Origin of the sequence: Sphingobacterium sp. 18053, from assembly GCF_902706145.1 — a bacterium.
In the GTDB taxonomy this organism is placed as follows: Bacteria; Bacteroidota; Bacteroidia; order Sphingobacteriales; family Sphingobacteriaceae; genus Sphingobacterium; species Sphingobacterium paramultivorum.
The window spans coordinates 1-16,259 of sequence record NZ_CACSJW010000014.1 but is presented as its reverse complement, the minus strand read 5'-3'; the positions used below and the strand labels follow the sequence as shown (position 1 = coordinate 16,259).

Below are 16,259 nucleotides of genomic sequence, written 5' to 3'. Positions count from 1 at the left end.
GCTAAATCCATCATATATCTAAGTCTAATGCTAGCACCATATATTATTTTTGCTCCAATACTTGTCCTACTTTCAACAGTTGCTTTTTTAATAGCCCGTAGTCGACATGCTGCACAACATGATCATTATCAATCGCTAGGACTGCAGCGGCACCAGCACTCTGCCCCAACACCATAAATACGGGTTCCATACGAATGGAACCAAAGGCAATATGTGAGCTGGATACGCAGACAGGGACTAGCAAATTTGTACATTCATCGCTCTTCGGGATGATTGATCCATAGGAAATGGCATAAGGCTTGGGTACCTGAACGCCAATATCGCCTTCATTTTGAACATACCCTTCTTTGGTCACATAGCGTTGTACATTGTGGGAGTCCAACGTATACGAACCCATGCCGATCGGATCTTCTACCCTGCACTTTCCTAGAATATTATGCTCAGTCGTCACATACTGCCCTATCATCCGCCTTGCTTCGCGGATATACAGCTGAAAAGGCCAGTTATCGTTATCCTTAAATTCGTCTTTTGCCACCCCCCATTCGGCCATCCTTGTCCTTATTGCGAAGGGAACAGTGGGATCATTTGCCATAAAGTAATATAGACCCTGCTGATAATGATGATGGGCCTCGATAATGGATTTTCGCTCGGCATAACTCGCTTCGGGATAGTTATAGTTCATCCCGATAAAATCGGTGCTGAACGGACCATGGTTGTTGGCATCGGTTTTATGGTTGGGCACCAGATCAAATTTTTGAAAGGCTTCGTCCCAACCGGCACGAAATAAACGTTGTAGTAAAACGTAATGTTGTGGATCGTAATCGCGAGGTTGGGCGAAGGGCTTCCGATTGCGGGCATCATTGGTCAGGCACATGCGGAAGCAATAGGCCTGCAGCTTCTGATCTGCTGTGCCATATTGCCCGGGATCTTCTGCAGAAACGCCGAATACCAGTCCACTGTTGGTGTCTCCCTCGCGTTTATAGGGGCTGATCTTCGCGATAAAGTGATGCCGGTGCTGAAAGACTCCGGTCTGCACACCGTTCCACCGCTCCCCATAAGTCTTATTGGCCTCCCGCCCGATCGTATAGCTTACTTTGGCCAGCGCCATCAGATCGCCTTCATAGGTGGCATCAATAAATATCTTCGCCTCGTACACTGTTCCGTCTAAGGTCTTAATCGATTTGATGGCTGTACCTTCTTTTTTAATGGCACTTTCCTGCCGATCTAAATAGGCCTCGCGCACCACATCAATCTGATAATCCCGCACCCATGTATCAAAAATACCCTCGGCGACATGGGGTTCGAAGATCCACATCGTCCCATGCTCACTATCCATTGCCACAGTGCCCTGCCCTCGATTGCCAAATGAAGCCCTCGATTGCCAATTCCAGCTCGATCCCTGCGAATAATGATCGTATACGTCCTGATAGAATTTTTTGGCAAAGCCACCGATAACGGCTTTATTGCCCGTGTCTGTAAAGCCGAGCCCTCCAGAACTCAGGCCTCCTAAATGTCGATCGGGCGATAAGACGACAACAGACTTGCCGGCCTGCTTTACCTCCAATGCAGCTGTAATCGCTGCCGGGGTACCGCCGTAAATCACGACATCTACCTTTTTGGCTACGTGCTGTGCTTCGACCTGCATAAAAGCGAAAACAAGTGCTAATTTTAAACCTATTTTTATCTTTTTCATACGTTTAATTTTGATCGGTGACCGGAACCCACAATAGCGCATTTGCCGCCATAACGCCTTTTCCGGATGACATAATCTCCACATAAGGTTTGTTACTTCCTTTCTCAAATTCGTATTCACCGAGCGCTACCCAGGTACTGGTTGTCTGTCCCAAAATATGGACTTCCTTGAAATTTATATCTTTTTCGATCCTTGTCTTTCCGGTATGGATAATGAACTTTCCAGATTCCGTGCTTTCGGCCGTTTTCGGAAAATAGCTGTAAAGCTTATATTTCCCCGCGGTAAAATCCTTTCCAGGAGCAAAACGTGCTACAGCAGAAAGATCATTATCCACTTCCTGATAACTCATACCATAACCCTTTTTTGACGATTTATGCCAAGCTCCCTTCAACATAACCTGATCCTTATCATCAACATGAATGATATAATCGGCCTTACGGCCATCCGCTTTCGGGTTGTCTCGCAGTATTTTCTCCACGCGTTTAATATCAACATCCTGAATAGCTATTTTGTTATCGATCGCTTCGCAGGCAGCCACCGCACCGGATTGCCCCAATACCATAAATACGGGCTCCATGCGAATGGAGCCAAAGGCAATGTGACTTGCCGACAGGCATACGGGAACAACAAGATTGTCGATTTCCTCTTTTTTGGGCACAATAGCCTTATAGGAAATCGGGAAGGGAGAAAATCCGCCAACCTCAACGTTCCCTTCATTTTTGACCATGCCATTGACGATCACACGGTCACAATTGTGCGAGTCCATGGTGTATGCAGCATAGCCTACGCCATCGGATACAAGCGCACGACCCTGACAGTGGTCTTGGGTCATAACGACATCTGCAATCATCCTGCGGGCCTCCCGAATATATAATTGTGGAGACCAATGGCTATTGTCGGGATATTCGTCTTTGGGGTATCCCCATTTTTTGAATTCGCTTCGTATCGCCTCCGGTACCGAAATATCGTTGGCAACAAAATATAAGAGACCCTTGGTGTAATCTTCGTGGGCCTTGATAATCTCCTTCCGCTCGAAATAATCGGCTTCGGGATAACGCCAGTTCATGCCGATCATATCTGTTGAAAATCCATTCCTATTATTGATATCGGTCTTTCCATTGGGCATAAGGCTCCAAATAAATACGTCCTGGATACTCTTCCAAGGCTGTATTTCTTTTTGGCGCTTTAAGAGTTCATAATTGGTTGCGTCGTAATTATCCGGTTTGGTGATTTCTATTCTGTTTTCAGGGACATTGGTCAATGTGATCCGATAATTATAAGCTTGAACCTTAGCATCTCCCGTTCCATTTTGTTTTAAAGGCTCCGTATTGATCCCCCATAAAATACCACTCTGAGGATCACCTTTTATCTTATAGGGATCTACACCCTCGGGAAACTGATGGCCATCAAGCAATTGAACACCATTAATCGTCTCTCCATAGGTACTGTTTGACTCTCGCCCAACGTGATAGGACACACCAGCTTTGGCCATGAGGTCACCCTCGTAGCTGCAGTCCATAAATATTTTGGCTGCTACAGTTATTTTTTTTCCATCCCCCTGCTCACTTGGAAGCAGTGAAATGGTTTTAATCGATCGATTGTCAGTCTTTACGGCTACCAAACGATGTCCCATTAACATTGGTGTGTTAGCATGTACCAGATAGTCCTTAAAAATAGATTCGGCTACCTTGGGTTCAAAAATCCATTGTTCAAAACTGCCATAGTGCTTGCCCATTTTGCGATAAAAATCAAGAGCGAGCCCTGTGACGACATATTTGTTTCCGATATCCGTTTGCCCTAATCCACCGGAGCTGAGCCCTCCTACCCGTGTACCAGGATCGATCAGTAAGACGGATTTTCCGGCCTGTGAAGCGGTGTAGGCGGCTATTACACCGGCTGAGGTTGCACCATAAATACATAGATCTACCTGTCTGTCTGTTTGCCCTTTGACTAAATGCCAAAACATCGTCAAAAGTCCAATGATCATTACGAGTGTCTTCTTCATCATCTTAGGATTTAATAGCCTGGATTTTGTTCCAGGTTTTTATTCGTTACAATTTCAATATTCGGGATCGGCCAAAGATAATTCTTGCTGGGATCGAACTTTCGGAGCTCGATAACCCGCATGTCTTTCTGATTAGCGACATTTTTATAATTCACGTAATTATCCCCATCGATCGTCGGCGCATTGGCCAGCAAACCTTTTGGAATACGGCCATAGAGCGTTGAATTCATAAATTTATCGGCCAGTTTCCACCGTCTCAAATCGACTAAGCGAAAGCCTTCATTGGCTAATTCGTAAAGTCTTTCTTTCCGTATGATCTCGCGCAGCTCAGCTTGCGTTTTATTACTCGCGATTGCCGGCATATCGACGGTAGGGCGCTGCCTGATGCTGTTGATTGCGTCATAGACGGTTTTGTCGATCGTATTGTTTTCGACCATCGCCTCGGCGTAAATCAACAACACTTCGGCATAGCGGCTCTGAATAATATTTAACTCCGATTCCATGGTAAAATCTTTGTCCTTTATATCGACATATTTTTTCCAACAATAACCAGAAAAGGTCGCATAAGCATTGATCGCATCCTGATTTTGGATACGTACTGCGGTAGATGTATTGTATGTATAGTTCCAACAGGTTATACTATCCTTATGGGTCTCAAACTGAAAACCAAAAAACGTGCTACCGGGAAGTGCAATGGTATATCCCAGACGCGGATCTCGATTGGAGAATGGTTTTTTAGGATCAAATCTGGAAGATTTGTCAATGGCAAATCCATCGGTGCAGAGATAGCTATCAACAATGGATTGCGATGGGATTTTGTTGGAAGTCCCTTGCGCGTTGCGCGACAGAAATCCGCGCGTAGCACTGTGGGTCTTTGTTTTTTGTAATCGCAGATATTGAAAAGCAAAAATAATCTCCTTGGAAGCCTGCCCATCGTACGTAAATAATTGGCCGAAATCGGCGTGTAAGGCATATACGTTTAGGTCCATGACTTCTTTGGCCGAATGGGCTGCTTCATCCCAAAGTCCGTTATTAAGTGCTGCCCGAGCACGTATGGCCAATGCTGCCCCTTTGGTCGCACGCCCAATATCTGCCGAACCATAGCTTACCGGTAAAATAGCGGCAGCTTCATCGAGTTCTTTGAGGATGAAGCTAGCAATTTCAGCCTTAGACGTCTTCGGAACATTGGCATCAGCAAGGCTTAGGCCGCTCGTAACCAAAGGTACTCCTCCAAAGTAATCGATCAGATATTGGTAAACATAAGCCCGGATAAACTGTGTCTCGCCTTTATAACGCTGTTGGAGTTTGGCATCCATCTTTCCATCCAACTTCTGGATATTGTCCAGGATGAAATTACATTTGCCAATGACCTTATAAGAATTGGTCCAGATATTCCGGATGTAGCCATTGTTGCTGTCGTGATCTCCCCTTCCCACAGCTTGTAAATCAGAGGTATTACGGTCCCACCCAATATCGGTGGCATCATCAAGGGTAAGGTTAATAGGCATGTCGTCCGTGGGATGAAATGCCAGGGCACTGTACAAACCATTGACAACCAATGTCAGCTCATCCTGATTTTTGAAATAATTTTCGTCCGAAGGGCCATCCAAGGGCGATCTGTCCAAGTATTTTTCGCATGCCCCCACCAAAAGGAGAACTGCAATCGATAGCATATATAACGCGAGTTTATTTAGAGTTTTCATACAAGCCAAGTTTATAATGTAATATCCAATCCAAAAGAATACACCTTTACCTGTGGGTAAAAGTTACCATAGCCTACTGGTGCTTCGACGTCATAACCGTCCCAAAATTTATCTACGCTGAATAAGTTTGAACCATTAACAAATACCCGAAGTTTATTCAGCCCGATGGACTTTAGTAGCTCAGCCTGAAAGGTATAGCCGAGCTGCAAATTTTTCAGGCGAAGATAGGCGGCATTTTTCATCCAAAATTGGGAAGACTGCTGGTTGTTATTCTGTCCGAAAGCCAATCGGGGATATTTCGCTGTAGTATTATCGGGTGTCCATCTATCTTTATTATCCTCACGAATTGTTCCACCAATTGCCCCGGTCGTCGTAAAGGGCTGAATACCGGCCCCGTATAGGTAGCCATCTGCTTTGCCTACACCTTGCAAAAGAAAACTGAGGTCGAACCCCTTGAAACTAAAATTGGAGTTGAGCGAATAGGTATATCGTGGAATGGTACTACCAATGATAACCTTATCGGACTCATTAATCACTCCGTCATCATTCTGATCACGGTATTTGAGATCACCTGGTGCTAAGGTACCAAACTGTGTGGCATGAGCTTTTACCTCCTCCACTGTTTGGAAATAGCCATCGGAAACATAGCCAAAGATCGAATTAATGGGATAGCCTTCCCGATTGACCGTTAGACCAGTCTGATTGATTCCGCGCATATCCAACACTTTGTTTTTGACATCAGAGAGGTTGAGTGTAAAATTATATTTAAAGTCTTTGGCCGGATCGCTTCGATAGCCCATGGAAAGCTCCCAACCTTTATTCTCGACGACGCCTGCATTTTGATAAGGCTTATTTAAACCAATGATGAGCGGGATATCCAGCTGTAATAATATATCACTGGTTCTTCTATTGTAAAAATCTGCTGTAATAATCCATCGTTTAAATAGGGTAAGATCAATACCGATATTTTTCTCCTCGGTAGACTCCCATGTAATATCAGGATTAGACATATCATTTAGCGCTGCCGTATTGACGATGCCATTGCCTAATGTGTACGAACCTAGGTTTAAAGATGCCACGGCTGGATAGGTCCCAATATTCTGATTTCCCAGTTTACCCCATGATGCCCTGATTTTCCCCTCAGTAAGCCATCCCTTGGATGCGGTTAGGAACCGCTCCTCGGAAAAACGCCATCCGGCGGATGCCGATGGAAAAAAACCATAGCGATTACCTTTGGCAAACCTGGACGAACCATCGTAGCGTGCATTGAGTTCTAAAAGATAACGATCTTTGAAAATATAATTGATCCGGGAAAATAAAGATTGTAATGCCCACTCTGAAGCACTTCCTGTCGCTGACTGATTTAATGCCGAACCCGCATTGAGCACTTCATAGTCAGGGAGAACGTAGGTGTCCCTAAACCCCTGGGAGTAATCAATCTTGTAGTCTTCCTGCGAACCACCAACCAATGCTTTCAACTGATGTGGACCAAAATCTTTGTTTAACGTAAGAGTCGCCCGCATATTATTAAAAAGTTCTTGGCTATTGTATTGAGTAAGTGCTGTACGCACAGGGACCGAGAAGCTCGGCGTACCATCTGGGAAATAGGACTGCACTGCTTTCCGGAAATTCTTATTTACCTGCGTCGCATATTTAGGTGCATAATTGACCTCAGCGGTCAACCATTCTTTGGGTCTATAGATCAATGATGCATTGATACTTCCAAATGGACTTTTGTTGGTAGAAACACCGCCATCAGCGGCGGCGGAGACAGGATTATTACCATTCCAGCCCAGTCCCCATGTACCATTGGAGTTTCTGAAGGATTGATTGGCAGGAATACTGCTCATCCACTGAAAAAGTTCTTCGATGCTCGCTGCTGGTGAGGTGACGATCGGATTGACGTATTGAAAGTCAAATTTAACGGCGAGCTGATCTGAGAATTTAACATCCACGTTGTTGCGGATGGTATAGCGCTTAAACGAGCTATTTAGTGTCAAGCCCTTCTGGTCGAAATAACCGACCGAGGTCAGCATTTTTACTTTGTTGGTGCCAGCATTGACCGTCAGAAAATGGCTTTGCTGAAATCCATTCCCCTGCAAGGACTCCTTTTGCCAATCGGTATTGGGATACTCGTCCGAACTGTCGTTGCCCTGATTACGATAGGCGGCAATGATATCTTCTGGATATAATGGACTCGCACCAACATTGGTATACGCTTCATTCGTCAGCAGCATATGATCCAGGGCATTGACGATTTTGGGCATATTAGTCGCAGACTGCCAGCCGAAATAATTATTGTAGGCAATAGCGACTTTATCAGAACTTCCTCTTTTGGTCGTGACTAAGATAACACCATTGGCAGCTCTCGAGCCATAGATCGATGCAGATGCGGCATCTTTTAATATTGAAATATTCTCTATTACATTGGGGTCGATATTATTGATAGAACCTTCGATCCCATCAATCAACACTAACGGCGCTGCGTTGCCAAGCGTACCGATACCGCGAATACGGATATCCGCACCGTCCGCTCCCGGCTTACCAGAACGCTGCGTCACGGTTACTCCAGAGGCCATGCCCTGAAGGGCCGACGAAGTTTGCCCAATGGGTCTATTGTTCAGATCTTCACCCGATACGGCGGAAACAGCACCCGTCAAATTGACCTTTTTCTGAACACCGTAACCGACGACAACAACTTCGTCTATTATTCCAGTGTGTGATTTCAGACGGATAAGCACTGTATTTTTGCTGGTAGCCGTTGCCACAAAATGCTTAACAGAATCTGTATCGTAGCCGAGATGGTGGGCATAGATCGTATAATTTTCGCCAGCAACAAGTGGAGTTAAAACAAATAATCCGTTGTTATCGGCCACAAAATGGTTTTTTTTACTGCTCTTCTCGTGGACAAGATCAATAGTTGCGCCGGGTAATGTATTACCTTCGTTGTCAACTATTTTACCATTTACTTTCAGGTTTGATTGCGCAAATCCTACAGAAAAGTATGGAAATAGCAATCCCACGAGCATTAATTTGATTAGAATATGCTTCATAATTGTTTACAGTTGGTTATTCTGATTTATATATTGGTTTATTTTTCTGCGTTGGGTTGATTCTCTCCTACTGTACGTCCTCCTTTCTTCCCGAATTACTGATGTTGACAATACCATTGTTCACTTGGAATGTACAACCGTTCAATTGACAGAAGCTGTTCAAAAAATTGGCTAGCGATTCTTTGCTATTTAAACTTCCTGTAAATGAACTGTTGAGCAAATCAGGATTATCACATATAATCGAAACATCATAAAGGCTTTCGATTACTCTTAAGAGTAGAACGTTTTTGGTTTGGTTAAATTTGACAGACTGATTGGTCCATTCGACATTGGCAGTTAGATGTGGAATGAGTTTTCTTAACTCCTTATCCACACGATCAGGCTGAGATTTTGTCAATTCAGGCTCCGAAAACTTAATCATCTGTTGCAGTTTTAAGTTGACCAATACTTCCTCTTTTGGTTTGAGGTATATTAAATCTCGACTTTCCGCTGTAACTGATCCGACCGAGATTTTGCCCTTCATTAGTTTTATCAGTACATGATCGGCATCCTTGGGATCTACGCTAAATATTGTCCCTAAGGCAGTGGTCAAATATCCTTTGTAATTGACTTGAAATGGTGCATTTTTGTTTTTGTGCACGTTATAAATAACTCGCCCTTGCACCTGATGTACATCGCGGTGGCCTCGGCCACTATATTCGAATCCAATTTTTGCATGTGGATAAAGGATAACGGTCGTGCTATCAGGAAGCTGAGCATTGATTGTATAAGCATTTTTATTTTCATACCAGGTAACCTGTTCTTTTGTTGAGGTCGAGAAATTTTTCAAAAAGAGAACCGACAGTACGCAAATTAGCACGGCGGCACAGGAAGCCCAGGCCCACGGGCTTATTCTCTGAATTAGCATAGGTTTGGGCGGATCTACGGCATAAATATGATCGAGTACTTTCCGATGAACCACGCTTAAATCTGGTAACGGAATTTGTTGTAATGCTTGTCCTTCATCCTGATCTAGCATCTCAGTGATCCATAACTCCAGAATTGCAGTATCCATCTCGGCCATTTCGTCAAAAAATGACTCATAATACTGCGCATCCAAGCGGTTGTGGATATACGCCAACAATTGATCTTTAAAGGATTGCTCTTTCAAAATTTACTATAATTAGTTCAATACATTGCTGTATTTGTTACTCTATACGTTTGACAAAGAGAATCACACTATTACTTTTTTTATTTTTTTTATAGCTTAAATAAAAAGGCCGCAAAAAGACTGATTATATACTCATCTCGGTAGTTTTCTTGAATATATTTTTTGATATCTTTGAGTGCACTCACCAATTGATTACTCACAGTAGATACTGAGATACCCAGTAAATCAGCTATTTCTTTATAACTTTTGTCTTCAAATTTATTGAGGATCAGAATCTCCTTTCGTTTGGGGCTCAAGGAGTCGATTGCATTGGTCAACATCTGTTGTTTATCTTTGAAAAACAGTTTTTCTTCGGTATGATAATACAATTCTATAGCTGAAGCCCATATTTCCAATTGAAGAGCCTTGTCTCTCTGCACTTTTCGAAAAAAATCCATAGCCAAATTATCCGCAATATGATTGAGAAATGAGACAAATCCCTTATTAGGGTCAATCTTTTCACGTTGGAGCCATATTTTGGTAAATACTTCTTGTAAGATTTCTTCTACAATAGTTTGATTTTTCACCAATTTGATCAATCTAACATAGATCTTTGGCGAATAATGGAAATAAATTTCATTAAACGAATTTAGGTCTCCATTTTTAAGTTTTTCCAGTGTAGCAGCTTCTTTAGGAGATTTCATTTGGCAAATTCTGATAATTGGTACGAACGACGAACTTAATATAGTGATAAATTTACTAAATCAAAATCATTGGTACCCACAATAAAATTTTATATTTCCTACTAATTGACCTCCCTCCGCAAAACAGGATATTTTAAAAGTAGAGAATTCGGGCCATATCTTCCCTAGTTTCCTTAATTAAAAATTGATTTACCATATCTTTCGTTTTTATGAGTAAAGCAAAAATATGAATGTAGAACTCGCTATCTATGGAAAACAATATCTATCTAAGCGATATGAAGGAGATATCGAAAAGTCTGTTAAAGGATGATGTTTTCTTTAATTGAGATGAGGCAACCGGTAAAAGACATTTTTAGTTAGTAGCAGGATTCTTTCCCTACCTGTAACGCATAAAAATCGAACATTTTAAAGGAGGAGCTATTATACTCTATTTTGAAATAAAGATAGAAGTTTCTGAAAAGGTGTTACCAATTCCTAAATTTCTTAATTTAGGAAAATAACTAAACAATGAAAATCTCCATTAAAATAAAGACCAAAAACGATGAAATACCTTATTTTACTTCCATTTCTATTAATTTTTAGCAATACTTTTTCACAGAAAAAAAATATCAAAAAAGAAAAATGGCATTGGAATAACAACAAAATGAAACAGGATACAACAGCAGGATATTGTCAAGTTTTAAAAGTTGATAACGTTCTTTATATATCTGGCGCCATAACGACGGATCTTTCTCCTAAAGGAATTCAAGCTGTTTACAATGATTTAAAAGCGTCTTTGGCCAGTTTTGGAGCAACATTTCAACATGTGGTAAAAGAGAATTTATACACGACAGACATTGAAGCAATGAAGAAATATAATGATGTAAGGAAACAGTTTTACAATAATGACTTTCCTGCCGCTACCTGGATACAAGTACAAAGATTGTATATGTCAGATGCTAAATTAGAAGTCGAATTGATTGCACACTTACCTAAATGAAAAATAGAGAAGCTGTAAATTTGCCTCTGACCTCTCCCCGAAAAACCGAAACATTTAAATATAGTTTTTGAATTTGGAAGGCTATGAAAAACAGTAAACTTTCAGAAGTTCAGATCATCAAGATTTTATCTGAACAAAATCAAGCCCTCAGCCCTCAACAAATCCCAAAATGTCTCAAGGCTGGCATTCCAATACTTTACAGATTGCTTCCAATATGCTAAGACCTTACGCCAATTGAAATGGTTCTTAAGCTATTTAATGCAGTAAATTACAGTGTTTATACCACGAATACCTTTATTGATGCTTAAAACTTTATACCTACTTATCTTTCCCCTAATATTGTACGAAATAAGAAATAAAACCACTCATACAGAATTAAACAAATGAAAAATTTATTGATCAAATCGGTTGCAATGATTGCCTTAGCCGCCACCTCTTGTTCTGCTCCATCTTACTTTGGGAAAAGTTATGCTCCAACCCAGCATGTGGATGTTTTTTTTGATGTAAATGACATTAAAAAAGGATACGAAGTAATGGGAACAACGGATATAGGCAAAGGTTTTGGCTCCATAGAGGCCGCGCAGCAAAAGGTAATAACACTCGGCCAATCTAAAGGTGCGGATGCTGTGGTCATGAAACTCACCGAGGAAGTGACGGGATCATCAAAATCAGACTTTGGAAATCTACAGAACGGCAAAAAGAATAATACTTATACAGGCGGTTCGATTACAAATAATATCAAGGTTAAAAAAATTGTAGCGACATTTGTCAAATATAAATAAATCGCATCCCTGTAATTTTATGCTCATCGTGCTAATACAGCTGTCAGGTCTTCAATTAATTTTATAGTTACTCAATTAATATCCGAGCGTGCAACAATTTAACAAATACATGATTTCCTAATGTATCAATTTCCGGTCCTTGTACTTGGGGCCGGAAACTATTATATTAATATCACCATTGAACGACATCTAGCCACCTGCCCGATATCGCTTGTCCGTTTTGATGTAACCAATAGTACCGTTCGTGCCTATAATCTTATTGTCAATAGATAAAACTTTCAATCATCATCCATTTCAACTAATTTTGTTTAAAAAAAGAACAGCAATAAGTTATTCGAGGTTTAAATGTCATTAGCATTCAGGATAAAGTGGAAGGAGTTTTTGGTTATTTTCCTGATTTATGGAATATGGAGTGTCGCCGTATTTCTCTTTCTGGTACAACTTCAGGGCTTTGATAAAACAGTTGATCAATTTGAAGGTGGAATTAATCTCTATGTAAGTTTTACTCATACAATCATAAAAGGCACGGTAGTTTTCTACGTGCTTATATATCATTTTGCTATACCCGCGATTATGGATCGACGCTGGGGAAAAGTATCAGTCCAGGTCATCGCCTTCTTCACCGTGCTAACTATTTATGAATATTACTGGACATTTTTCGTGCACAGAAGCGATCGAGAAAGCGCCGGAAACCTAAGTCCGGATTCATTTTTTATAACAACAACAATACTAAATATTGCCTCCACCGTTATATCCTATTTTGTGGCCGTTGCTATTTGTTCAAACGTGATTCGCAGGATTAAAGAACAGTTGGAGCGTGAAAAATTAAAAGCGGAATTGGCGGCAATAAAATATCAGATCAATCCTCACTTCCTTTTTAATTCATTGAGCTTAATTTACACAAAAACGTATAAGAGCAATCCTGAAGCGTCACAGGCAGTCCATCTGCTATCAGAAATAATGAGTTACGCATTGGAGGATTGGGGTGAACAGGGAATTGTACCGTTAGCTTTAGAAGCTGAGCAAATAAAAAAAGTTATTCAGATGAACCAAATCCGGTTCAATAACAACATAAAAATAAGCTACAGCGAAGATATTCAACTTAAGGACGCTAAAATCCCTACCTTAACTTTAGTCACGCTGGTTGAAAACGCATTTAAACATGGTGAACTTCATGATGCAAAAAATCAGGTCTCAATTGAAATTATGGCCCGAAACTCCAAAATAAACTTCTTGATAAGTAATAAAAAAAGAAATGGTCCAAAAGAATTATCAAAAGGTATCGGCGTAAATAATGTGCAACAACGCCTGAATCTGATGTATGGCAGCACACACACATTTACAATTAAGGAAGACGAAAATTATTACATAACCGAAATAGTTATAAATATCTAACATATGATAAATTGTATCGTAATTGACGACGAACCACACAATATCGAACTGCTGACACTACATATTGAACAGATTCCCTATTTAAATTTAGTGGGTACTGCAGCCGATCCAATAGCTGCATTACAGTTACTTAACAACACGGAGGTCAATCTGTTGTTTTTGGATATTCAAATGCCGGGAATAACTGGATTGGAATTTTTGAAGATGTTGAATGAAAGATATAAGGTAATTCTCACGACCGCATACAGAGAATATGCCCTTGAAGGATTTGACCTCAATGTTGTGGACTACCTATTAAAACCCATATTTTTTCCACGTTTTCTACTAGCGGTGGAAAGGGCGCAACAACAGCTTTCGATCGACGCTAAACAAGAGGAAGAATTTATATTTGTCAAAACAGAATATAAAGGGAAGCTGGTCAAAATTAAGCTTAACGAAATCGTATACATTGAAGCTAAAGCAAAATATGTCTGTTTTTACACCGCTGATGACAAAAGTATTATGGTCCAGCTCAACATAAGTGCTTTAAACAATATATTACTGCCTGATCGCTTTATGCGAATCCATAAGTCTTTTATCATTGCTACTCCATTTATTGTAATGATCAATGGGAATATGGTTCAATTAGAACATTATAAAAATGCCGTACCTATCGGACAGACCTATCGAGATTCGTTCATGAGCCGGATGACAAAAAAAGTTCTCAATAATATGGTAAAAGATCCGCTCAACTCAGCTATTTCAAAAGACTAGTGTGAACCTGATAAGAGCTGCAATACTTACACGATAGTTGTCCTTGTTCTGTCTGTCAGCAAGAATGTCTTCGTCAATGTGACTTAAATGTGAAATTAATCAATTCGACTTCTAATTTAGCATCTGACATATACAATCTTTGTAAAAAAGAATCCGATCAATATGAAGATAGAAATGCAAGCTTATATTAGTGTTCTGCTTGGCTCGAATATTGCAATTTTGCAGGAATAAAAACCTGAAATCTTACTTGTAAATTAGTTTTGATGGAAAAACACCAAATAATAGAGCAACTGAAGGAATTTTATCCGACTGATATTTCACTGGATGATATTGCTGCCTATGCTAATTCGGAACCTTATAAGAAAAAGAAGAGCTATATCGATAGCGCATGGTCCGACCGTAATCAATGGGATCTATTGAAGGCTTCCTTATCTGATCTATCAACTGAAATTTGGGACTACTCCTTTATGGGCGGAAGCCCCTGTTATCACTTTTCCTTTATCCAAGAAGAAAATAAAGAGATTTTGTACTCTTTATTTGTTAGTGTAATTTTACCATATTATGCAATCAGGATTATGAATATATCCAATCTTGATAAATCTTTTGATCCTATAAGTGCTATCGAATCTCGGGTATTTGAGAAACTGGAAAATAAAGTAAAAAATGTCTTCCCAAAACATCGGATTATAAGGGATAAAGCGTTGCTACAGACAAAGGTTGATATTTTCGAGGCTGATGGTGAATATCCGCCATCGATACAACATCTATTGTTCTCGACAATTGAAACGTAAGGATCTTCCTACTTCAGTCGGTGTCGGGGGCTATCTAGGACAAACAAGGTGTATGTAAGCGGTACGCGGGAGATACCGAAAAGTCTTCAAAGGTTAACAATAAACGTATTCAATAACTTAAAATAGCAGAATTAGTACTGAAGAACTAAAGATCACACAGCCCAATCATCGGATCGGGCTGTATAGATTACAAATTGAAAAAAAATTGATATAACAGTATTTAATCATCACTAAATTTTGAAATCAATTTTTCCTTGATATCGATAGAAAAATATAAGTGGTGTATTTTATAGCTGTTATTCTCATAATACTGCTTTTTAAACTCCTCATATTTATCATTTTTATAGATTACTATACTTTGATATCCGACTATGTTGACAGCTTTATCTTGACCCGAATATAGCACAAAATCAGAATTTGCATGTTGCTTGTCAATAACAATTGTTACCAAATTGTCATTGGTCGTTTCAATATATTTAGACGGCTTGAAAATTGAATAATGTTTATCAAGTGTGATGATGCATTTATTACCTAATCTTTTCCAAACGGTAATATAATGACTATCATCAAGCCTATATATAGACCTTGACTGATCAAATACTAGAAGTAAAAGAGCAATAAAACCAATGATTTTAATAATTGTTCTCATTTTTTATTTATCATACATAAAAGTTCTTTGTCTAAAAAGACTTATTCCTGGTTTGTGCCCAATAGATACCCTTTCTGCCTGCAATAAATCCCGCCGAGTAATTTCCAACATCTCTCGCACTAACAATATTCTCTAAAAAATCTATGCTGCGATAAAGATATGTAATTGTCATCTCCTAACTACCGCCGCCATATCGTTTAAAGTCATATTTTTCCCTCTTTTTGTCCCATTTACCATGGAAGAAAGGATGCTAGGAGCTTCATTCTTTATATATTGATCACACAATGCCCAAAGATCAAATCCGAGATGAGATAAAATCACTCAAACATCTTTTCAGCTTGAAAATAAAACCAGAATAGATACGTATTAATTATTACTTTTGACGACATTACTCCTACTGCACCATGATGAGCTATCTGCATAAAGTTAAACCAGTCGATCAAAGATTCCACGAATGGGTGGATAACATCAACAAAACTGAAAGGATTGATAAATCTATAATTGCGTTCAATTTCGGGCTTTTCGAATCAGAAGAAGGTTTCACCATGTATCTCACTGGCTCAAAAGTTTTCGATAAAGATGATGACGATTGGGCTACCAATAGGAACTTTGAGCCTAAACAG

Annotated in this window: 14 protein-coding genes; 7 read left to right on the top strand and 7 right to left on the bottom strand. The window is 40.1% G+C overall.

All coding sequences use genetic code 11. The annotated features are described in order from the left end of the window. Positions 1-43 precede the first annotated feature (43 nt). The 6 genes from GVK91_RS25970 to GVK91_RS25945 all read right to left on the bottom strand — a co-directional run bounded on the left by GVK91_RS25970 (position 44) and on the right by GVK91_RS25945 (position 10,287). Positions 44-1,693, bottom strand: a complete 1,650-nt coding sequence (locus GVK91_RS25970) for an FAD-dependent oxidoreductase (RefSeq protein WP_159732272.1) — start codon at positions 1,691-1,693, stop codon at positions 44-46. Positions 1,694-1,697: 4 nt separating this feature from the next. Continuing rightward, the gene (locus tag GVK91_RS25965) at positions 1,698-3,701 is read right to left on the bottom strand and encodes an FAD-dependent oxidoreductase (protein ID WP_227550136.1); all 2,004 of its coding nucleotides are present in this window, start codon (positions 3,699-3,701) and stop codon (positions 1,698-1,700) included. Between the two features lie 8 nt (positions 3,702-3,709). Then, positions 3,710-5,401, bottom strand: coding sequence for a RagB/SusD family nutrient uptake outer membrane protein (locus GVK91_RS25960; RefSeq protein WP_153845558.1), 1,692 nt, complete (start codon positions 5,399-5,401; stop codon positions 3,710-3,712). A gap of 11 nt (positions 5,402-5,412) precedes the next feature. Next, a complete protein-coding gene (locus tag GVK91_RS25955; protein WP_159732269.1) occupies positions 5,413-8,454 on the bottom strand; it encodes a TonB-dependent receptor in 3,042 nt (1,013 codons plus the stop codon). Between the two features lie 67 nt (positions 8,455-8,521). Continuing rightward, positions 8,522-9,604 (bottom strand): FecR family protein, encoded by a 1,083-nt coding sequence (locus GVK91_RS25950; protein ID WP_159732266.1) that lies wholly within the window; start codon positions 9,602-9,604, stop codon positions 8,522-8,524. Between the two features lie 89 nt (positions 9,605-9,693). Beyond that, entirely contained in the window at positions 9,694-10,287 is a 594-nt protein-coding gene (locus tag GVK91_RS25945) for an RNA polymerase sigma factor (RefSeq protein WP_153845555.1), read from the bottom strand. A gap of 541 nt (positions 10,288-10,828) precedes the next feature. Here GVK91_RS25945 and GVK91_RS25940 point away from each other — a divergent pair. The 6 genes from GVK91_RS25940 to GVK91_RS25915 all read left to right on the top strand — a co-directional run bounded on the left by GVK91_RS25940 (position 10,829) and on the right by GVK91_RS25915 (position 14,987). Continuing rightward, positions 10,829-11,266, top strand: a complete 438-nt coding sequence (locus GVK91_RS25940) for a RidA family protein (RefSeq protein ID WP_159732262.1) — start codon at positions 10,829-10,831, stop codon at positions 11,264-11,266. A gap of 383 nt (positions 11,267-11,649) precedes the next feature. Beyond that, positions 11,650-12,048, top strand: coding sequence for a hypothetical protein (locus GVK91_RS25935; RefSeq protein WP_200845708.1), 399 nt, complete (start codon positions 11,650-11,652; stop codon positions 12,046-12,048). A 120-nt stretch (positions 12,049-12,168) separates the two neighbouring features. After that, positions 12,169-12,321 carry a hypothetical protein gene (locus tag GVK91_RS25930; protein WP_159732259.1) on the top strand — a complete coding sequence of 51 codons (153 nt, stop codon included), beginning with the start codon at positions 12,169-12,171 and terminating at the stop codon, positions 12,319-12,321. A 72-nt stretch (positions 12,322-12,393) separates the two neighbouring features. Continuing rightward, positions 12,394-13,443, top strand: a complete 1,050-nt coding sequence (locus tag GVK91_RS25925; protein WP_159732256.1) for a sensor histidine kinase — start codon at positions 12,394-12,396, stop codon at positions 13,441-13,443. A 3-nt stretch (positions 13,444-13,446) separates the two neighbouring features. Beyond that, positions 13,447-14,196: a LytTR family DNA-binding domain-containing protein gene (locus GVK91_RS25920; RefSeq protein ID WP_153845551.1), complete on the top strand. Its 750-nt coding sequence runs from the start codon at positions 13,447-13,449 to the stop codon at positions 14,194-14,196. A gap of 263 nt (positions 14,197-14,459) precedes the next feature. Next, on the top strand, positions 14,460-14,987 hold the full coding sequence (locus GVK91_RS25915; protein WP_159732253.1) for a hypothetical protein: 528 nt from the start codon (positions 14,460-14,462) through the stop codon (positions 14,985-14,987). 220 nt (positions 14,988-15,207) lie between these two features. Here the strand turns inward: GVK91_RS25915 and GVK91_RS25910 are convergent, their stop codons facing one another. Continuing rightward, positions 15,208-15,636 (bottom strand): hypothetical protein, encoded by a 429-nt coding sequence (locus GVK91_RS25910; RefSeq protein WP_159732250.1) that lies wholly within the window; start codon positions 15,634-15,636, stop codon positions 15,208-15,210. Between the two features lie 404 nt (positions 15,637-16,040). Between GVK91_RS25910 and GVK91_RS27570 the strand changes: the two genes are divergently transcribed. Further along, on the top strand, positions 16,041-16,259 hold a 219-nt coding region (locus GVK91_RS27570), incomplete at its 3' end, for a hypothetical protein (protein WP_235032998.1).